This window comes from Streptomyces sp. NPDC059455 (genome assembly GCF_042750115.1).
In the GTDB taxonomy this organism is placed as follows: Bacteria; Actinomycetota; Actinomycetes; order Streptomycetales; family Streptomycetaceae; genus Streptomyces; species Streptomyces endocoffeicus.
The window spans coordinates 19,079-38,400 of the sequence record NZ_JBHYVB010000111.1; the positions used below are offsets into that span (position 1 = coordinate 19,079).

Annotated in this window: 17 protein-coding genes and 1 tRNA gene; 10 read left to right on the forward strand and 8 right to left on the reverse strand. The window is 68.6% G+C overall.

Translation table 11 applies throughout. The features are described from left to right. Positions 1 to 41 precede the first annotated feature (41 nt). The 8 genes from ACFXB5_RS32365 to rpmH all read right to left on the reverse strand — a co-directional run bounded on the left by ACFXB5_RS32365 (position 42) and on the right by rpmH (position 5,854). Positions 42 to 1,187, reverse strand: a complete 1,146-nt coding sequence (locus ACFXB5_RS32365) for a ParB/RepB/Spo0J family partition protein (protein ID WP_385214521.1) — start codon at positions 1,185 to 1,187, stop codon at positions 42 to 44. Next, on the reverse strand, positions 1,184 to 2,272 hold the full coding sequence (locus ACFXB5_RS32370; RefSeq protein WP_385214524.1) for a ParA family protein: 1,089 nt from the start codon (positions 2,270 to 2,272) through the stop codon (positions 1,184 to 1,186). The genes ACFXB5_RS32365 and ACFXB5_RS32370 overlap by 4 nt, the downstream gene beginning before the upstream one ends. 226 nt (positions 2,273 to 2,498) lie before the next feature. After that, entirely contained in the window at positions 2,499 to 3,212 is a 714-nt protein-coding gene (gene rsmG / locus ACFXB5_RS32375; RefSeq protein ID WP_037954600.1) for a 16S rRNA (guanine(527)-N(7))-methyltransferase RsmG, read from the reverse strand. Positions 3,213 to 3,323: 111 nt separating this feature from the next. Then, the gene (locus tag ACFXB5_RS32380; RefSeq protein WP_020869968.1) at positions 3,324 to 3,833 is read right to left on the reverse strand and encodes a R3H domain-containing nucleic acid-binding protein; all 510 of its coding nucleotides are present in this window, start codon (positions 3,831 to 3,833) and stop codon (positions 3,324 to 3,326) included. Positions 3,834 to 3,848: 15 nt separating this feature from the next. Further along, positions 3,849 to 4,991 (reverse strand): membrane protein insertase YidC, encoded by a 1,143-nt coding sequence (gene yidC, locus ACFXB5_RS32385; RefSeq protein WP_385214528.1) that lies wholly within the window; start codon positions 4,989 to 4,991, stop codon positions 3,849 to 3,851. A 3-nt stretch (positions 4,992 to 4,994) separates the two neighbouring features. Then, positions 4,995 to 5,312: a membrane protein insertion efficiency factor YidD gene (gene yidD / locus ACFXB5_RS32390; RefSeq protein ID WP_020869966.1), complete on the reverse strand. Its 318-nt coding sequence runs from the start codon at positions 5,310 to 5,312 to the stop codon at positions 4,995 to 4,997. Then, entirely contained in the window at positions 5,309 to 5,692 is a 384-nt protein-coding gene (rnpA, locus tag ACFXB5_RS32395; protein ID WP_037954594.1) for a ribonuclease P protein component, read from the reverse strand. The genes yidD and rnpA overlap by 4 nt, the downstream gene beginning before the upstream one ends. A 24-nt stretch (positions 5,693 to 5,716) precedes the next feature. Beyond that, a complete protein-coding gene (rpmH, locus tag ACFXB5_RS32400) occupies positions 5,717 to 5,854 on the reverse strand; it encodes a 50S ribosomal protein L34 (protein ID WP_003956500.1) in 138 nt (45 codons plus the stop codon). A 437-nt stretch (positions 5,855 to 6,291) separates the two neighbouring features. On the opposite strand from rpmH, the gene dnaA reads away from it, so the two are divergent. From dnaA to ACFXB5_RS32450, 10 genes are all read left to right on the forward strand, one after another. Then, a complete protein-coding gene (dnaA, locus tag ACFXB5_RS32405) occupies positions 6,292 to 8,142 on the forward strand; it encodes a chromosomal replication initiator protein DnaA (RefSeq protein WP_385214531.1) in 1,851 nt (616 codons plus the stop codon). Positions 8,143 to 9,003: 861 nt separating this feature from the next. Next, a complete protein-coding gene (dnaN, locus tag ACFXB5_RS32410) occupies positions 9,004 to 10,134 on the forward strand; it encodes a DNA polymerase III subunit beta (protein ID WP_385214534.1) in 1,131 nt (376 codons plus the stop codon). A 105-nt stretch (positions 10,135 to 10,239) separates the two neighbouring features. Next, a complete protein-coding gene (gnd, locus tag ACFXB5_RS32415) occupies positions 10,240 to 11,121 on the forward strand; it encodes a phosphogluconate dehydrogenase (NAD(+)-dependent, decarboxylating) (RefSeq protein ID WP_385214536.1) in 882 nt (293 codons plus the stop codon). A 56-nt stretch (positions 11,122 to 11,177) separates the two neighbouring features. Next, positions 11,178 to 12,320 carry a DNA replication/repair protein RecF gene (recF, locus tag ACFXB5_RS32420; protein WP_385214539.1) on the forward strand — a complete coding sequence of 381 codons (1,143 nt, stop codon included), beginning with the start codon at positions 11,178 to 11,180 and terminating at the stop codon, positions 12,318 to 12,320. Continuing rightward, positions 12,317 to 12,877 carry a DUF721 domain-containing protein gene (locus ACFXB5_RS32425; RefSeq protein WP_385214542.1) on the forward strand — a complete coding sequence of 187 codons (561 nt, stop codon included), beginning with the start codon at positions 12,317 to 12,319 and terminating at the stop codon, positions 12,875 to 12,877. Before recF ends, ACFXB5_RS32425 begins: the two co-directional genes overlap by 4 nt. A gap of 307 nt (positions 12,878 to 13,184) precedes the next feature. After that, a complete protein-coding gene (gene gyrB, locus ACFXB5_RS32430; RefSeq protein ID WP_385214545.1) occupies positions 13,185 to 15,215 on the forward strand; it encodes a DNA topoisomerase (ATP-hydrolyzing) subunit B in 2,031 nt (676 codons plus the stop codon). Positions 15,216 to 15,257: 42 nt separating this feature from the next. Next, on the forward strand, positions 15,258 to 17,882 hold the full coding sequence (gyrA, locus tag ACFXB5_RS32435) for a DNA gyrase subunit A (RefSeq protein WP_385214547.1): 2,625 nt from the start codon (positions 15,258 to 15,260) through the stop codon (positions 17,880 to 17,882). A gap of 3 nt (positions 17,883 to 17,885) precedes the next feature. Continuing rightward, the gene (locus ACFXB5_RS32440; protein WP_385214549.1) at positions 17,886 to 18,725 is read left to right on the forward strand and encodes a DUF3566 domain-containing protein; all 840 of its coding nucleotides are present in this window, start codon (positions 17,886 to 17,888) and stop codon (positions 18,723 to 18,725) included. A gap of 62 nt (positions 18,726 to 18,787) precedes the next feature. Continuing rightward, a tRNA-Ile gene (locus ACFXB5_RS32445) sits at positions 18,788 to 18,861 on the forward strand. Between the two features lie 191 nt (positions 18,862 to 19,052). Beyond that, positions 19,053 to 19,187 (forward strand): DLW-39 family protein, encoded by a 135-nt coding sequence (locus tag ACFXB5_RS32450; protein ID WP_003958712.1) that lies wholly within the window; start codon positions 19,053 to 19,055, stop codon positions 19,185 to 19,187. The last annotated feature ends 135 nt before the right edge of the window (positions 19,188 to 19,322 follow it).

Sequence of the window (19,322 nt, forward strand, 5' to 3'; positions counted from 1 at the left end):
GCGCTGCCCTTCCGTACGGCATGAACCGCACGGGCAGCGCCTCACTCGTCCTCGTCCGCCGCCCCGCCCTCGGAGGAGAGCGGCTGCTCCAGCACCGGCCCCTCGCCGGGGGCCAGCGAGCCGAGGATCCGCTCGAGATCCTCTATCGAGGCGAACTCGACGACGATCTTTCCCTTCTTCTGACCGAGGTCGACCTTCACCCGCGTCTCGAACCGATCGGAGAGACGTGAGGCCAGATCCGTGAGCGCGGGGGACACCCTCGCACCCGCCCTCGGACTCTTGGGCTTGGTCGTACCGCCGGAGCGCGACCCCATCAGGGTGACGATCTCCTCGACCGCACGCACCGAGAGCCCTTCGGCGACGATGCGATGGGCCAGCCGGTCCTGCTCCTCCGGGTCGTCCACGGAGAGCAGCGCCCGGGCATGGCCCGCGGAGAGAACCCCGGCGGCCACCCTGCGCTGGACGGACGGGGAGAGCTTCAGCAGCCGCAGCGTATTGGAGACCTGTGGGCGCGAGCGCCCGATGCGGTCGGCCAGTTCGTCATGCGTGCAGCTGAAGTCCTTCAGCAGCTGGTCGTACGCCGCCGCCTCTTCCAGCGGATTCAGCTGGGCCCGGTGGAGGTTCTCCAGCAGCGCGTCGAGAAGGAGCTTCTCGTCATCGGTGGCCCGGACGATCGCGGGGATCCTCTCCAGCCCGGCCTCACGACAGGCCCGCCAGCGGCGCTCGCCCATGATGAGCTCATAGCGCTCCGGCGCCAACTGCCGTACGACGACGGGCTGGAGGAGACCGACCTCCTGGATGGAGGTGACCAGTTCGGCCAGCGCGTCCTCGTCGAAGACCTCACGGGGCTGCCGCGGGTTGGGGGTGATGAAGTCCAGCGGCAGCTCGGCGAAGTGAGCCCCGGCCACCTCCTCCGGCATCGCCACCGGGGCGGCGGCCTCGGGCTCCTGCTCCCGCGGTGCGGGCTCGGTTTCCTGTGGAACGGTGTGCGTGGCCAGTCCGGCCACCTTGGCCGCCGCCACTCCGCGCTCCTGGGTGAGCACCGGGACCGCGGTCGGTGAGGTGGTAGCCCCGGTCGTCGTGACCGTGCCCGCCCCCGCCGAGGACGCGGCGTTGTCCGCCCCCTTCGGCGCGGGAGGGATCAGGGCACCGAGCCCACGGCCCAGTCCTCTGCGTCGCTCACTCACTGAATCCCCTCCTGCATGCTGCTGTGCTGGTCGTGCTGGCTGAGCTCGGGCAAGGCATGGGCGTGCTGGGCTTCGTAGTGCACGCCGACACCTCTGAGGGCGATCTCGCGGGCCGCCTCCAGATAGGAGAGCGCCCCACTCGACCCCGGGTCATAGGTGAGGACGGTCTGCCCATAACTGGGGGCCTCGGAGATGCGCACCGATCGGGGAATGCTCGTTCGGAGCACCTCACCGCCGAAGTGGCTCCGCACCTCGTCGGCGACCTGTGAGGCCAGCCGGGTGCGACCGTCGTACATGGTGAGGAGGATCGTCGAGACATGGAGCTTGGGGTTGAGATGGCCCCGCACCAGATCCACATTCCGCAGCAGCTGCCCCAGCCCCTCCAGTGCGTAGTACTCGCACTGGATCGGGATCAGCACTTCCGCGCCGGCCACCAGCGCATTGACCGTCAGCAGGCCCAGCGAGGGCGGGCAGTCGATCAGGATGTAGTCCAGTGGCTGCTCATACGCCTCGATGGCCCGCTCAAGCCGGCTCTCCCTGGCTACCAGGGAGACCAACTCGATCTCGGCACCGGCCAGATCGATCGTGGCCGGGGCGCAGAAGAGGCCCTCCACATCCGGGACCGGCTGCACCACATCGGACAACGGCTTGCTGTCGACCAGCACGTCATAGATCGATGGCACCTCGGCATGGTGGTCGATCCCCAGCGCCGTCGAGGCATTGCCCTGTGGGTCGAGATCGATGACCAGTACGCGACCACCGTGCAGGGCGAGCGAGGCGGCCAGATTGACCGTGGTCGTGGTCTTCCCGACCCCGCCCTTCTGGTTGGCGACCACCATCACCCGGGTCTGCTCCGGCCTGGGCAACCCCTCACCGGCGCGGCCCAGGGCTTCGACCGCCAGCTGAGCGGCACGGCCGATAGGGGTGTCGTCCATCGGAGGCGGCGTTTCACGTGAAACATCCTCCCCCGGCGATTCAGTACGGGGGCCGGGGACCGGATCGGTCATCGGCCCCGCGATGTTGGCGTCGGACCGCAAGGATTCACTCTCCTCGACATCAGGCTCGCAATAAGCAGAGCCTGTCATGCTTTTGGGGTCGTGAACCAGCGAGGCCCGTTCTCCTGTGGATGAATCCACGTTCCTACGGGGTCGGCGGTCGCGGGGCAAGGCCGCCGCACGACCGCGACTGATGATTCCATGCAGCAGGGAGCGACGTTTCACGTGAAACACGATGCACGGGAGGACTCGTCGATGGGTCGCGACACTCCGGTATGTGTAGTTTTGCCAGCTTGTATGGAGCAATATCCCTGATTCAGGGCCGACGGCGTGGCGACCGGCGAGCCGCCTTGGCCCGCTTCGCCGCGAAGCGCACACCCCCGGGGCTCTCCCCGACCTCGACCCGCACCACCGTGGACGGCGGGTCCACCACTCCCTCACCGACATGCAGCACCGAGGTCCCCACCACGCCCAGCTTGCCCAGCGCGGCCCGAGCCTGCTTCAGCTCCTCCTCGGCGGTGTCGCCCTTCAGCAGCAGCATCTCGCCGTACGGGCGCAGCAGCGGAACCCCCCAGCCGGCCAGCCGGTCCAGCGGGGCCACCGCCCGTGCCGTCACCACATGCATCGGGGTCAGCTTCCCGAGGACCTCCTCGGCGCGGCCGCGCACCACCGTCACATGCTCCAACCCCAGCAGCTCCACCACTTCCCGCAGAAAGTTCGTCCGGCGCAGCAGGGGCTCCAGCAGGGTGATCCGGAGATCGGGACGGGTCAGGGCGAGCGGGATACCCGGGAGCCCGGCCCCCGAGCCCACATCGCAGACGGTGACCCCCTCGGGCACCACTTCGGAGAGCACGGCGCAGTTCAGCAGATGCCGCTCCCACAGCCGCGGCACCTCACGCGGGCCGATCAGCCCACGGGTCACCCCCACATCCGCCAGCAGCTCGCCATAGCGGACGGCCTCCGGGAAACGGTCACCGAATACGTCCCTTGCCTCGGGGGGCGCCGGGGGGAGCTCCGCTGCTTCCGTCACGGGGACCGTCCTTCCGTACCGAACACTCTGCTGAACGATGATGTAAGGCTGACAAGATTCGGCCCCGTCTGCGTACAGACGGGGCCGTGTGGATCACGAGGCGGAACCGCTTCAGACCGGAAGCACGACCACGCAGCGCTGGGGCTCCTCGCCCTCGGACTCGCTGCGCAGCCCGGCGGCGGCCACGGCGTCGTGCACCACCTTCCGCTCGAAGGGCGTCATCGCCTTGAGCTTCACCGGCTGACCGGTGCCCTTCGCCTCCTCGGCCGCCTTGGTGCCCAGCTCGGTCAGCTCGGCACGCTTACGGGCCCGGTATCCGGCGATGTCGAGCATCAGCCGGCTGCGGTCACCGGTCTCCCGGTGCACCGCGAGGCGGGTCAGCTCCTGAAGGGCCTCCAGCACCTCGCCATCGCGGCCGACCAGCTTCTGCAGATCACGGCTGGTCGAGTCGCTGATGATCGACACCGCTGCGCGATCGGCCTCGACGTCCATGTCGATGTCGCCGTCGAGGTCCGCGATGTCCAGCAGCCCCTCGAGGTAGTCGGCCGCGATCTCCCCTTCCTGCTCAAGGCGGGTCAGGGTGTCGACACCCTCGGCTGCCGGGGTGGTGCCTTCCGTCACGGATGGACTCCTTCGTTACTTCTTGGACGGGTGCTTGGGGCGCTGCTGGCCCTTGCGCTGGCCGGACTTCGAGCCACGGGAGGAGCCGGAAGCCGAGCCGCCGCCGGCCGGCTTGCCGCCCTGCGCGCCCTTCTTCTGCCCCGGCCCCTGCTTCTCGACGGACTCGTCCTCGGTGGACTTCTCCATGGAGGCCGAGGGATCCGGCTGCGAGCTGGCCTTGCTGTGGCCGGTCGTGGAGCGCTGCGCCTTGGTCTGGCGCTTGGGCTGCTGACGGTTGGCACGCGCCGTCTCGACCGCCTCCTTCGCGGCGACCTCGGCCGGCTCCTCCTTCAGCTTGCCGCTGGCCCGCAGCCGCTCCTGGCGGGCCTTGAAGGCCACGCTGCCCGGGGTCGGGTTCCGGCGGATGACGAACATCTGCTGGCCCATGGTCCAGACGTTGGTGGTCAGCCAGTAGACGAGGACACCGACGGGGAAGTTGATGCCGAAGACGGCGAACATGATCGGGAAGACGTACATCAGCATCTTCTGCTGCTGCATGAACGGCGTCTTCACCGTGAGGTCGACGTTCTTGGTCATCAGCTGGCGCTGGGTGAAGAACTGCGAAGCCGACATCAGGACGATCATGGTGATCGTCACGATGCGGACGTCGGTCAGCGAGGCGCCGAGGGATTCGACCTTCGAGGCCGAGTCCATGAACTTCACCGACAGCGGAGCGCCGAAGATATGGGCGTTACGGGCGCTGTCCAGCAGCGACTGGTCGATGACACCGACCGTCCTGTTGTTCGCGATGTGGTTGAGCACCTGGTACAGCGAGATGAAGAACGGCGACTGCGCGAGGATCGGCAGACAGCTCGAGAGCGGGTTGGTACCCGTCTCCTTGTAGAGCTTCATCATCTCTTCGGACTGGCGCTGCTTGTCGCTCTTGTAGCGCTCCTGGATCGCCTTCATCCTGGGCTGGAGCGCCTGCATGTTCCGCGTCGACTTGATCTGCTTCACGAAGAGCGGGATCAGGCAGATCCGGATCAGCACCACCAGCGAAACGATGGACAGACCCCACGCCCAGCCACTGTCCCGATCGAAGATCAAGCTGTAGAACGAGTGGAACTGGACGATGATCCAGGAAACTACGTCATAAAGAGGACCGAGGATCGTGTCCACGAATCAGGCTCCTTGGGCTTTGGGCTGGGTCTCGGGCTGTGCGGCAGGCTCCACAGCCGGATGCCCGCCGAGGCGGTTCCGCAGCCGCTGGTGCCACACCGGACGCTTCCGGGGCGGGACGTGGTCGACGCCACCGAGTGACCATGGGTTGCAGCGCAGGATGCGCCAGGCCGTCAGCGCCGTTCCTTTCACCGCGCCGTGCCGGTTGATGGCCGTATAGCCATAGTGCGAGCACGACGGGTAGTACTTGCAGACCGGTCCCAGCATCGGGCTGATGGTCCACTGGTACAGCTTGATCAACCACAGCAGCGGGTACTTCATCGCGGCACCCCTCCCAGTAGCCGCTGCACTGCCGTGTCGAGATCGCGGGCCAGCTGGTCGTGACCCGCCTCACCCGCGCCGGGCAGCGCCCGTACGACCACAAGGCTACCTGCGGGAAATCGGTCGATGCGGTCCCGCATCAGATGGCGCAGTCTCCGCTTCACCAGATTGCGGACGACGGCACCGCCGATCGCCTTGCTTACGACGAAACCCGCACGCGCCGGAGGAGCACTCTCCCCGGATGCGTGCGGGTCCGTATCACCGCTGGTGAGGCCGGTGCGAAGATGCACGACAAGGAGCGGGCGCCCGGCCCTGCGTCCTCGGCGTACCGCGGCCGCGAAGTCCTCGCGCCGCCTCAGCCGATGTTCGGTAGGCAGCACGTCATGGACCTTGAGTCAGGCTGCTCAGGCCGACAGGCGGGCGCGACCCTTGCTACGGCGGGACGCGAGGATCGCGCGGCCGGCACGGGTGCGCATCCGCAGCCGGAAGCCGTGGGTCTTCGCGCGGCGACGGTTGTTCGGCTGGAAGGTGCGCTTGCTCACTCGGGGGCTCCAGAAATGAATCGGATGGCGGAGGTCTATCGCTTGGCTGTCACCGTGCGCCCACGAGTAGCTCGCAATACGCCCGAGTGCACCGCTTCACGACCACGGATCATCAGCCCGTGAATCTTGCCCATCGGAGGCAGGCGGCAGCAGCCATCGACAACTCGACCTGGTTACGGTACGCGCGGTTACGCCATCCGGTCAAACCGGTGGCCGACACCCTGACAGCGCGCTATCCACCCCCAGCCTAGGGGCAAGGGAACGCCCGGCGACATCGCATGGCACATTTGTACACACCCTGTGGACAACGACTTGAACCCTGTACCCCGGCCTGACTACCGTGGCTGGGCTCTGATTCCTTCACGCCCGTCCCGAGAACCACGCATTCGTGGGACCTGTCGGCGTCCCCCACCCAGCGAGCTGAGAGAGCGTGCCCTGTGGCTGACGTACCTGCCGATCTTGCCGCAGTGTGGCCACGTGTGCTCGAGCGGCTGCTGGGAGAGGGCTCCGAGCACGGCGGACAAGGCGTCGAGGCCAAGGACGAGCACTGGATCAAGCGGTGCCAGCCCCTCGCACTGGTCGCCGACACCGCGCTGCTCGCCGTCCCCAATGAATTCGCCAAGGGCGTACTGGAGGGCCGGCTGGCCCCCGTCGTCAGCGAGACGCTGAGCCGGGAGTGCGGCCGCCCGATCCGCATCGCGATCACCGTGGACGAGTCCGCCGGCGAACCGATCGTCCCCCCGCAGCCCCCGCGCGAGCAGCGCGAGTCCTACGAGAGCTACGACGGCCGGGACGGCTATGGCCGCCAGGCGCCGGACGATCTTCCGTCGGCCCGCCCCGCGTACCCCGGGTATCAGCAGTCGCGCCCCGAACCGGGCGCCTGGCCGCGGGGCCGTGACGACTACGGCTGGCAGCAGCCCCGGCTCGGCGGCTTCCCCGAGAACGATCCGTACGCCTCCCGGCGCACCTCGTCCGGCTATGACCAGCAGTCCGGCTATGACCAGCAGCCGTACGAGCAGCCGCGCGGCGACTACCGCGGTCCGGGCGCCGAGCGCCCCGGGCCGGGCCACGGCCACGGCCACGGCGGCATCCCCGGCCCCGGGGCGAGCCCCGAGCGCCCGCCGTACGAGCAGCGCCACGATCTGCCCGACCCGCTCGAGCGCGCCCGCGGCGGCCCGCCCGTGCTGCCCTCGCAGACCGGCGCCCCCGGCCCGCTCGCCGCTCAGCCCGCGCCCGCGTCCGGCCCCGGTGAGCCGACCGCGCGGCTGAACCCCAAGTACCTCTTCGACACCTTCGTCATCGGCGCGTCCAACCGCTTCGCGCACGCCGCGGCGGTCGCCGTCGCCGAGGCGCCGGCCAAGGCGTACAACCCGCTGTTCATCTACGGCGAGTCCGGGCTCGGCAAGACCCACCTGCTGCATGCCATCGGGCACTACGCGCGCAGCCTCTACCCCGGCACCCGGGTGCGCTATGTGAGCTCGGAGGAGTTCACCAACGAGTTCATCAACTCCATCCGCGACGGCAAGGCGGACGCGTTCCGCAAGCGCTACCGCGACATGGACATCCTGCTGGTCGACGACATCCAGTTCCTGGCGAGCAAGGAGTCGACGCAGGAGGAGTTCTTCCACACCTTCAATACGCTCCACAACGCCAACAAACAGATCGTGCTCTCCTCCGACCGGCCGCCCAAACAGCTGGTCACCCTGGAGGACCGGCTCCGCAACCGCTTCGAGTGGGGCCTGATCACCGATGTGCAGCCGCCGGAGCTGGAGACGCGCATCGCGATCCTCCGTAAGAAGGCGGTGCAGGAGCAGCTGAACGCGCCGCCGGAGGTACTGGAGTTCATCGCCTCGCGGATCTCCCGCAACATCCGTGAGCTGGAGGGCGCGCTGATCAGAGTGACGGCCTTCGCGAGCCTGAACCGGCAGCCGGTCGACCTCGGGCTCACCGAGATCGTGCTGAAGGATCTGATCCCCGGCGGCGAGGACGCGGCCCCGGAGATCACCGCCACCGCGATCATGGCCGCGACCGCCGACTACTTCGGGCACACGGTCGACGATCTGTGCGGCGCCTCCCGCAGCAGGGTGCTGGTCACCGCGCGGCAGATCGCGATGTACCTCTGCCGGGAGCTGACCGATCTCTCGCTGCCCAAGATCGGCGCGCAGTTCGGCGGCCGGGACCATACGACCGTGATGCACGCCGACCGCAAGATCAGGGCGCTGATGGCCGAGCGGCGCTCCATCTACAACCAGGTGACCGAGCTGACCAACCGCATCAAGAACGGCTGAGAGGGGCCCGCAGGGGCCACCACGAACCGCTGAAGGGCGCTCCGGGACGGACATCTCCCGGGGCGCCCTTCGTCGTCCTCCCTCGTTACATCGCCGTCCCTCGTCGTTCACCGCCACGAAGCTGTTCGATTCCCTGCCCGGCCGGCCCGGTTCTCCACAGATCCACAGCTCATCCACCGTCCACACCCTGGGGACACGGGAGTTGTCCCGATCGCGTCCACAGGGTGCCCGGTGGAAAGGGGATCCCCCGAGGTCAGCCGGTTGTGGAATTGTGGCTAACCGGAGTCCACAGACTGTGGACGATCAAGATGTCCACAGGCCGCGCGTCAGCTTGTCCACCGGCAACCCACAGCCGAAGGCCCGTTGCCCACAGCTTCTCCACACCGCTGTCCACTGTTCGGCAACGAAACGGCCACGGTCACCGGGGAGAGTGAAAGGCGTCACACCGAAGAGCCGGGTTGGGCTGTGGGGAAGGTGGGTAAAACTGGGGACGGTGCTGGGGAGAACCGGGCGATGTCTGTGCATCGCATGTGCAGAACTCTTCGGCATCCACAGAAAGCCCTGGTTGTCCACCGCCCCCACCCACAGGCCCGGTGGATAAAAAAGCGCCTCTGACCAGGGCAGATTGAGTTTTCCACGGTTTCCACAGGGCCTACTACTACGACCACATAGAGATAGCGAGGAAATCGCTTCGAAGTGGGGCCTGTGCACAACCTCGGGCCGAGCCGCCCGACACCCCGCGCACCGACTTGACCCCGAGCCGCACCGACTGTCGGCGGCGTGCGTCAGACTGGTCTCCGGCAACACAGCCGACGACGAAGGCCAGCAGGGCGAGCCAGCAACAGCAGGAGGCGGCTTACGGTGAAGATCCGGGTGGAGCGCGATGTACTCGCGGAGGCGGTGGCCTGGACAGCCCGCAGCCTCCCGGCCCGACCGCCGGTGCCCGTCCTCGCGGGAATCCTGATGAAGGCGGAGGAGGGCGCGCTCAGCCTCTCCGGCTTCGACTACGAGGTCTCGGCCCGCGTCTCGGTGGAGGCCGACATCGAGGACGACGGCACCGTCCTCGTCTCCGGCCGGCTCCTCGCCGACATCTGCCGCGCCCTCCCCAACCGGCCTGTGGAGATCTCCACCGACGGGGTGCGGGCCACCGTGGTCTGTGGCTCCTCGCGATTCACACTCCACACCCTGCCTGTGGAGGAGTACCCCGCGCTGCCGCAGATGCCGACCGCGACGGGCACCGTCCCCGGTGAGGTCTTCGCCGCCGCCGCGGCCCAGGTCGCCATCGCCGCCGGCCGTGACGACACCCTGCCGGTGCTCACGGGTGTGCGGATCGAGATCGAGGGCGACACCGTCACGCTGGCCTCCACCGACCGCTACCGCTTCGCGGTCCGCGAGTTCCTGTGGAAGCCCGAGACCCCCGACATCTCCGCCGTCGCGCTGGTGCCCGCCAAGACGCTCCTCGACACCGCCAAGTCGCTGACCAGCGGTGACACCGTCTCGATCGCGCTCTCCGGCTCGGGTGCGGGCGAGGGTCTGATCGGCTTCGAGGGCGCCGGGCGCCGCACGACCACCCGGCTGCTCGAGGGCGACCTGCCGAAGTACCGCACGCTCTTCCCCACCGAGTTCAACTCGGTCGCGGTGATCGAGACCGCCCCGTTCGTCGAGGCCGTCAAGCGTGTGGCCCTGGTCGCCGAGCGCAACACCCCGGTGCGGCTCACCTTCGAGCAGGGCGTGCTGATCCTGGAGGCCGGATCCAGTGACGACGCACAGGCTGTGGAAAGGGTGGACGCCCAGCTCGACGGCGACGACATCTCGATCGCCTTCAACCCGACATTCCTGCTGGACGGGCTCAGCGCGATCGACTCGCCGGTCGCCCAGCTGTCCTTCACCACCTCGACCAAGCCCGCTCTGCTGAGTGGCAAGCCCGCCATGGACGCCGAGGCGGACGAGGCGTACAAGTACCTGATCATGCCGGTCCGACTGAGCGGCTGAAAGCCGAGCGAATGAGCGGGTGTAGCCCACATCTGTGCGGTAACCCGCGGGCGTAGGCTCGGATTCACCGCGAAACGCAACGGACTACGGCACAAAGGATCACTGATGGAGCTCGGTCTCATCGGCCTCGGCAAGATGGGCGCCAACATGCGCGAGCGCATCCGCCGCGCAGGCCACACGGTCATCGGATACGACCGCAACCCGGACGTCGCCGATGTCCACAGCATCGATGAGCTCGTCAACCAGCTCAAGGGCCCCCGAGTGGTGTGGGTCATGGTCCCGGCGGGCGTCCCCACCCAGATCACCATCGATGAGCTGGCCGAGCTGCTGTCGCCCGGCGATGTCGTCGTGGACGGCGGGAACTCCCGCTGGACCGACGACGAGAAGCACGCAGAGCAGCTCAACGCCAAGGGCATAGGCTTCGTCGACTGTGGTGTCTCCGGCGGTGTCTGGGGTCTGGAGAACGGCTACGCGCTGATGTACGGCGGCACCGCCGACCATGTGGCCCAGGTCCAGCCGATTTTCGACGCGCTCAAGCCCGAGGGCGAGGTCGGCGCCGTCCACGCCGGCAAGGTCGGCGCGGGCCACTTCGCCAAGATGGTCCACAACGGCATCGAGTACGCGATGATGCAGGCGTACGCCGAGGGCTGGGAGCTGCTGGAGAAGGTGGACTCGGTCACCGACGTCCGCGAGGTCTTCCGCTCCTGGCAGGAGGGCACCGTCATCCGTTCCTGGCTGCTGGACCTGGCCGTCCGCGCCCTGGACGAGGACGAGCACCTGGGCAAGCTGCGGGGCTACGCGGAGGACTCCGGTGAGGGCCGCTGGACCGTGGAGGCCGCGATCGACAACTCCGTGCCGCTGCCCGCGATCACCGCGTCGCTCTTCGCCCGGTTCGCCTCCCGCCAGGAGGACTCGCCGCAGATGAAGATGGTCGCCGCGCTGCGCAATCAGTTCGGTGGCCACGCGGTCGAGAGCAACGAGAAGTAACCACCCCTCGGGGTCGGAAGCAGCAGTACTGCCGGGGGAGGTCGGCGCAGCCCACTATGCACGTCACGCATCTCTCGCTCGCCGACTTCCGCTCGTACGTCCGGGCCGAGGTGGCGCTCGACCCGGGCGTCACGGCCTTCGTCGGGCCCAACGGCCAGGGCAAGACCAATCTCGTCGAGGCCGTCGGCTATCTCGCCACCCTGGGCAGCCACCGGGTCTCCTCCGACGCCCCGCTGGTGCGCATGGGCGCGGAGCGGGCCGTGGTCCGGGCCGCGGTCGTCCAGGGGGACCGGCAGCAGCTGATCGAGCTCGAGCTCAACCCGGGCAAGGCCAACCGCGCCCGTATCAATCGATCGTCGCAGGTCAGGCCGCGTGATGTGCTGGGGATACTGCGGTCGGTGCTGTTCGCGCCCGAGGATCTGGCCCTGGTCAAGGGCGATCCGGGCGAGCGCCGCCGGTTCCTGGATGAGCTGATCACCGCGCGGGCGCCCCGGATGGCGGGGGTCCGCTCCGACTACGACCGGGTGCTGAAGCAGCGCAACACCCTGCTGAAGACCGCCGCCCTGGCCCGGCGCCACGGCTCGCGCGGCGGGGGCGGCGACGCGGCCCTGTCCACTCTCGACGTCTGGGATCAGCATCTGGCCCGGACCGGTGCCGAGCTGCTCGCCCAGCGGCTCGATCTGATCTCCGTGCTCCAGCCGCTCGCCGACAAGGCGTACGAGCAGCTCGCCCCCGGCGGCGGCCCCGTGCTGCTGGAGTACCGCGGCTCGGCCGGTGAGGGGCTGGCCGACGCGGGCAGCCGCGAGGAGCTGTACGAGCTGCTGATGGCCGCCCTCGCCGAGGCCCGCAAGCAGGAGATCGAGCGCGGGGTCACGCTGGTGGGCCCGCACCGCGACGACCTGGTGCTCAAGCTGGGCAGGCTCCCGGCGAAGGGCTACGCCAGCCATGGCGAGTCCTGGTCGTACGCCCTCGCCCTGCGGCTGGCCTCCTACGATCTGCTGCGCACCGAGGCGGGTGAGCCGGTGCTGGTGCTCGACGACGTCTTCGCGGAGCTGGACGAGCGGCGCCGGGAGCGGCTGGCCGAGCTGGTCGCCCCCGGGGAGCAGGTGCTGGTGACCGCGGCGGTGGAGGACGACGTCCCGAATGTGCTGACCGGCACGCGCTATGCGGTGTCCGAGGGCGAGGTGCGGCGCGTATGACGGATCCGATGGACCAGCCCGCACGGCCCCCTGCGGTGCCCGGGGCCTCGCCGGTGCCCGAGCCCTCAGGCGTCGATCTGGCGCGGGTGGCGCTGCGCGCCGCCAAGGAGCAGGCGCGCGCCCGGGGGGCCGCGGCCCAGCAGAAGAAGCAGGCGCGCAGAGGGGGCTTGCGCTCCGGCGCGCGCGCCGATGGCCGCGATCCGCTTCCGCTCGGTGCGGCGATCAACCGGTTGATCACCGAGCGTGGCTGGGAGACCCCGGCCGCGGTCGGCGGGGTAATGGGCCGCTGGCCCCAGATGGTGGGCCCCGAGGTGGCCCAGCACTGCGAGCCCCAGCGCTATGACGAGGACGCCCGGGTGCTCACGGTGCGCTGTGACTCGACGGCGTGGGCGACCCAGCTGCGGCTGCTCGCGCCCCAGCTCGTGGCCCGGCTCAACGCGGATCTGGGCCAGGGCACGGTGAAGCTGATCAAGGTTATGGGCCCCGGCGGCCCGCCTCGGCGCTACGGCCAGCTGCGCTCCCCGGGCTCCACGGGCCCGGGTGACACGTACGGCTGACCGGGGTTCGAGCCCTGGTGTTAACCGGGGGTAACAGGGTGACTGCTGAGACCCCGGTCACGGTAGCCGGTGGTTGACAGCCCGAAGCGCTGAGTGGCGGCGTGAGCCTCTTGGAGCCCGTCCCCGCATATGGGGAGTCGGCGGCGGCCGGTTCAGGGCGGCACATGCGGACTCAGGCGGCAGCAAGCCCCCATTCTTGTCGGCGCTACCGGTAGACTGGGGCCGTACACCGTCGCCGCTGGCGCACCGAGCGCTTGCGGACACATGTTGAACGACGCAGCCGCTCCTGCCTGCCCGGAGACGGCTTGTGCTGTGCCAGAAAGGGCGCTTCGTGGCCGATTCCGGCAACCCCATCGAAAACATCCCGTCCACGCCCGACGGCGAGGCCTTGGCTCCGCCGTCGTACGACGCCAGTGCGATCACCGTTCTGGAGGGGCTGGAGGCGGTCCGCAAGCGACCCGGTATGTACATCGGTTCCACCGGTGAGCGCGGCCTGCACCACCTCGTCCAGGAGGTCGTCGACAACTCCGTCGACGAGGCCATGGCCGGTCATGCGGACAGCATCGAGGTCACGATCCTCGCCGACGGCGGCGTCCGCGTCGTGGACAACGGCCGCGGGATCCCGGTGGGCATCGTCCCGTCGGAGGGGAAGCCGGCCGTGGAGGTCGTGCTGACCGTGCTGCACGCGGGCGGTAAGTTCGGTGGCGGCGGCTACGCCGTCTCCGGCGGTCTGCACGGCGTCGGCGTCTCCGTCGTCAACGCCCTGTCGTCGAAGGTCTCGGTCGAGGTCAAGACGGACGGTTACCGCTGGACCCAGGACTACAAGACGGGAGCGCCGACCGCGCCCCTGGCCCGGAACGAGGCCACGGAGGAGACCGGCACCACGGTCACCTTCTGGGCGGACCCGGACGTCTTCGAGACCACCGAGTACTCCTTCGAGACGCTGGCCCGGCGCTTCCAGGAGATGGCGTTCCTCAACAAGGGCCTGTCGATCTCGCTCAAGGACGAGCGCGAGGCCCATGTGGACGAGGAGGGCAAGCCGCTCTCCGTGAAGTACCACTACGAGGGCGGCATCGTCGACTTCGTCACGTACCTCAACTCCCGCAAGGGCGAGCTGGTCCACCCCACGGTGATCGGCTTCGAGGCCGAGGACAAGGAGCGGATGCTCTCCCTCGAGATCGCGATGCAGTGGAACGCCCAGTACACCGAGGGTGTCTACAGCTTCGCGAACACCATCCACACCCATGAGGGCGGCACCCATGAGGAGGGCTTCCGCGCCGCGCTGACGTACCTGATCAACAAGTACGCGCGCGACAAGAAGCTGCTCCGGGAGCGCGACGACAACCTCACCGGTGAGGACATCCGTGAGGGTCTTACCGCGATCATCTCGGTCAAGCTGGGCGAGCCCCAGTTCGAGGGCCAGACCAAGACCAAGCTGGGCAACACGGAGGCCAAGACCTTCGTGCAGAAGATCGTCAACGAGCATCTCGCCGACTGGCTGGACCGCAACCCCAACGAGGCGGCGGACATCGTCCGCAAGGGCATCCAGGCGGCCACGGCCCGCGTCGCGGCCCGTAAGGCGCGCGATCTGACCCGTCGCAAGGGGCTGCTGGAGACCGCGTCGCTGCCGGGCAAGCTGAGCGACTGCCAGTCCAACGACCCGGTGAAGTGCGAGATCTTCATCGTAGAGGGTGACTCCGCCGGCGGCTCGGCCAAGTCCGGCCGTAACCCGCAGTATCAGGCGATCCTCCCGATCCGAGGCAAGATCCTCAACGTCGAGAAGGCCCGGGTCGACAAGATCCTGCAGAACAACGAGGTCCAGGCGCTGATCTCCGCCTTCGGCACCGGGGTGCACGAGGACTTCGACATCGCCAAGCTCCGCTATCACAAGATCATTCTGATGGCGGACGCCGATGTCGACGGCCAGCACATCAACACCCTGCTGCTGACCTTCCTCTTCCGTTTCATGCGCCCGCTGGTCGAGGCGGGGCATGTCTTCCTGTCCCGTCCGCCCCTCTACAAGATCAAGTGGGGTCGGGACGAGGTCGAGTACGCGTACTCGGACCGGGAGCGGGACGCGCTGATCCAGGCCGGCCGGGAGCAGGGCAAGCGCATCAGGGACGACTCGGTCCAGCGCTTCAAGGGTCTGGGCGAGATGAACGCCGAAGAGCTGCGGGTGACCACGATGGACCAGGACCACCGCGTCCTGGGCCAGGTCACGCTGGACGACGCGGCCCAGGCCGACGACCTGTTCTCGGTCCTCATGGGTGAGGACGTCGAGGCACGGCGCTCGTTCATCCAGCGCAACGCCAAGGATGTCCGCTTCCTCGACATCTGAGTCGGCCCCCAGCCGCAGACGACAGAAGGACTTTGACCAGCAATGGCCGACGAGAACACCCCGAACACGCCCGACGACCTGACCCCCGACGAGCTCGCCGACGGCGCCGCCCTCCGCGTCGAGCCGGTCGGCCTCGAGACGGAGATGCAGCGCTCGTACCTCGATTACGCGATGAGCGTGATCGTCAGCCGTGCGCTGCCCGACGTCCGGGACGGCCTCAAGCCGGTGCACCGCCGGGTGCTGTACGCGATGTACGACGGCGGGTACCGCCCCGAGAAGGGCTTCTACAAGTGCGCCCGCGTCGTCGGCGACGTCATGGGCACCTACCACCCGCACGGCGACTCGTCGATCTACGACGCGCTGGTGCGGCTGGCGCAGCCGTGGTCCATGCGGATGCCGCTGGTCGACTCCAACGGCAACTTCGGCTCCCCGGGCAACGACCCCGCGGCGGCCATGCGGTACACCGAGTGCAAGATGGCGCCGCTGTCGATGGAGATGCTCCGGGACATCGACGAGGAGACCGTCGACTTCCAGGACAACTACGACGGCCGTAACCAGGAGCCGACGGTCCTGCCGGCCCGCTTCCCCAACCTGCTGATCAATGGCTCGGCGGGGATCGCGGTCGGCATGGCCACCAACATCCCGCCGCACAATCTGCGCGAGGTGGCCGAGGGCGCCCAGTGGGCCCTGGCCAACCCCGAGGCCACGCAGGAGGAGCTGCTCGACGCCCTGGTCGACCGGATCAAGGGCCCGGACTTCCCGACCGGGGCGCTGGTCGTCGGCCGTAAGGGCATCGAGGAGGCGTACCGCACCGGGCGCGGCTCGATCACCATGCGCGCGGTGGTGGAGGTCGAGGAGATCCAGGGCCGGCAGTGCCTGGTGGTCACCGAGCTGCCGTACCAGGTGAACCCGGACAACCTCGCGCAGAAGATCGCCGACCTGGTGAAGGACGGCAGGGTCGGCGGCATCGCCGACGTCCGCGACGAGACCTCCTCGCGCACCGGCCAGCGCCTGGTCATCGTGCTCAAGCGGGACGCGGTCGCCAAGGTCGTCCTCAACAACCTCTACAAGCACACCGATCTGCAGACCAACTTCGGCGCCAACATGCTGGCGCTGGTCGACGGTGTGCCGCGCACCCTCTCGCTGGACGCGTTCATCCGCAACTGGGTCACCCACCAGGTCGAGGTCATCGTCCGCCGGACCCGCTTCCGGTTGCGCAAGGCCGAGGAGCGGGCGCACATCCTGCGCGGTCTGCTCAAGGCCCTGGACGCGATCGACGAGGTCATCGCGCTGATCCGGCGCAGTGACACGGTCGATACCGCGCGCGGCGGCCTGATGGGTCTGCTGGAGATCGACGAGATCCAGGCCAACGCGATCCTGGAGATGCAGCTGCGGCGGCTGGCCGCCCTGGAGCGCCAGAAGATCGTCCAGGAGCACGATGAGCTTCAGGCGAAGATCAACGAGTACAACGCGATCCTCGCCTCGCCGGAGCGCCAGCGGCAGATCATCAGCGAGGAGCTGACCGCGATCGTCGAGAAGTACGGCGACGACCGGCGCTCCAAGCTGGTCCCCTTCGACGGCGACATGTCCATCGAGGACCTGATCGCCGAGGAGGACATCGTCGTCACGATCACGCGCGGCGGCTATGTGAAGCGCACCAAGACCGAGGACTACCGCTCGCAGAAGCGCGGCGGCAAGGGCGTGCGCGGGACGAAGCTCAAGCAGGACGACATCGTCTCCCACTTCTTCGTCTCGACCACCCACCACTGGCTGCTGTTTTTCACCAACAAGGGCCGCGTCTACCGGGCGAAGGCGTACGAGCTTCCGGACGCGGGCCGGGAGGCGCGCGGTCAGCATGTCGCGAATCTGCTGGCCTTCCAGCCGGATGAGAAGATCGCGCGGATCCTGGCGATCCGGGACTACGACGCGGTGCCGTATCTGGTGCTGGCCACCAAGTCCGGCCTGGTGAAGAAGACCCCGCTGAAGGACTACGACTCGCCCCGCTCGGGCGGTGTGATCGCGATCAACCTCCGGGAGATGGACGACGGCCGCGAGGACGAGCTGATCGGCGCCGAGCTGGTCTCCTCCGCCGACGATCTGCTGCTGATCAGCAAGAAGGCGCAGTCGATCCGGTTCACGGCGACCGATGACTCGCTGCGGCCAATGGGGCGCGCGACCTCCGGTGTGAAGGGCATGAGCTTCCGCGAGGGTGACGAACTCCTCTCGATGAATGTCGTCCGGCCCGGTACGTTCGTGTTCACCGCCACCGACGGCGGGTACGCGAAGCGGACCAATGTCGATGAGTACCGCGTCCAGGGGCGCGGCGGTCTCGGCATCAAGGCGGCGAAGATCGTCGAGGACCGTGGTTCCCTGGTCGGGGCGCTGGTGGTCGAGGAGACCGATGAGATCCTCGCCATCACGCTCAGCGGTGGCGTGATCCGTACCCGGGTCAATGAGGTCAGGGAGACGGGCCGTGACACCATGGGCGTCCAACTGATCAACCTGGGCAAGCGCGATGCCGTCGTCGGCATCGCCCGGAACGCCGAGGCCGGTCGTGAGGCTGAAGAGGTCGAGGAAGAAATCGCGACCGCGAACGCGCCAGCCGAGGAGGCCGAGTCCGAGGCGGCCGAGGGCACAGCGCCCCCGGCCGACGAGACCGAGGAGTAAGTCGTGAGTGGAGCCACGGGTGCCGCGGGCGGCGGTGCGGACGCCGGAGGGCGTCCGGGATCGGGAGCCCCGACGGGCGGTCACACCGCTGGGGACGGCGCCCGTGGCCCGGCCGGGGACTCCGCCGCGGCGGTGACCGAGACCCGGAAGCTGCGGCCGCAGCGCGATCCGCACCCCAAGCCCCAGTACTCCAGCCCGCTCCCCAACGAGCGACCCGCCCCCGCCCAGCCAGCGCAGCCGTACCACCCGCCGCAGGCATACGCCCCGCCGCCCGGCGGCGGGGCCGGACGGGGCGGCTCGGTGCCCGGGCAGTCGGCCCAGTCGGCCCAGTCGGCCCAGACGGCCCAGACGGCCCAGTCGGCCCAGACGGCCCAGACGGCCCAGACGGGCCAGACGGGCCAGACGGGGCACCAGCAGGCCGCCACGGCCGTCCGCCGCCCCCGTACGTCCGCGGGGGCCCGTCCGGCGCCGCGGACCCGTAAGGCGCGGCTGCGGGTTGCCAGGGTCGATCCGTGGTCGGTCATGAAGGTCAGCTTCCTGCTGGCGATCGCGCTGGGGATCTGCACCGTGATCGCGGTGGCGGTGCTGTGGATGGTCATGGACGCCATGGGCGTCTTCAGCGCGGTGGGCGGCACCATCAGCGACGCCACGGAGTCGCAGAAGGGCAGCGGGTTCGACTTGGAGTCCTTCCTGTCGCTTCCGCGTGTCCTGGGGTTCACCGGGATCATCGCCGTGATCAATGTGGTGTTGGCGACCGCGCTGGCCACGCTCGGGGCCTTCATCTACAACCTGTCGGCGGGCTTCGTGGGCGGCGTCGAGCTGACCCTGGCCGAGGACGAGTAGCGGGCCGCCCGTTACCGATTTTGGGACAGGGCAGGTGGTGCGCTAATCTTTCGGTGCAGCGCGGGGCTATAGCTCAGACGGTTAGAGCGCTTCCCTGATAAGGAAGAGGCCACAGGTTCAAGTCCTGTTAGCCCCACCGTCGCAATCAGCCTGGATGGAGATCTTCTTCGTCCAGGCTGATGTCGTATGGGGGCAGGGAGTTGATCCCCGCTTCCTTCCCGGTTTCTCATTGGCCAATGCCGGTCATAGGTCACCGATCGGTATCGGTCGGTGTGTATCATCGGGCGCCAGAGGTCCCCTACGTCAAGAAAGAGACGAGGTAGCGCAGTGAAGAAGCTGCTCCTGGTCGCACTGGCCGCCATCGGCGGGCTCCTCGTGTACCGCCAGATCCAGGCGGATCGCGCCGAGCAGGATCTGTGGACGGAGGCGACCGACTCCGTGCCCGCAGGTTCGGGTGTGTGAGCTCCTAGCTCCTAAGACAGTCCCGGTACGGGGCCCCCGCGCCCGGGGGGGGGGCACCGGGGGCCCGTGGGGGGGCCGTCGGCTTTTTGCCCCCCCCCCCCCCTGGTCCGCCGGGGTCCGGGAGCTGAACACCCC

Bases quoted from the DNA above. Each gene is read 5' to 3' on its own strand.
- ACFXB5_RS32370 (WP_385214524.1), bottom strand. From the start codon at position 2,272: ATGACAGGCTCTGCTTATTGCGAGCCTGATGTCGAGGAGAGTGAATCC.
- yidD (WP_020869966.1), bottom strand. From the start codon at position 5,312: ATGAAGTACCCGCTGCTGTGGTTGATCAAGCTGTACCAGTGGACCATC.
- gnd (WP_385214536.1), top strand. From the start codon at position 10,240: ATGGAGCTCGGTCTCATCGGCCTCGGCAAGATGGGCGCCAACATGCGC.
- recF (WP_385214539.1), top strand. From the start codon at position 11,178: ATGCACGTCACGCATCTCTCGCTCGCCGACTTCCGCTCGTACGTCCGG.
- ACFXB5_RS32425 (WP_385214542.1), top strand. From the start codon at position 12,317: ATGACGGATCCGATGGACCAGCCCGCACGGCCCCCTGCGGTGCCCGGG.
- gyrA (WP_385214547.1), top strand. From the start codon at position 15,258: ATGGCCGACGAGAACACCCCGAACACGCCCGACGACCTGACCCCCGAC.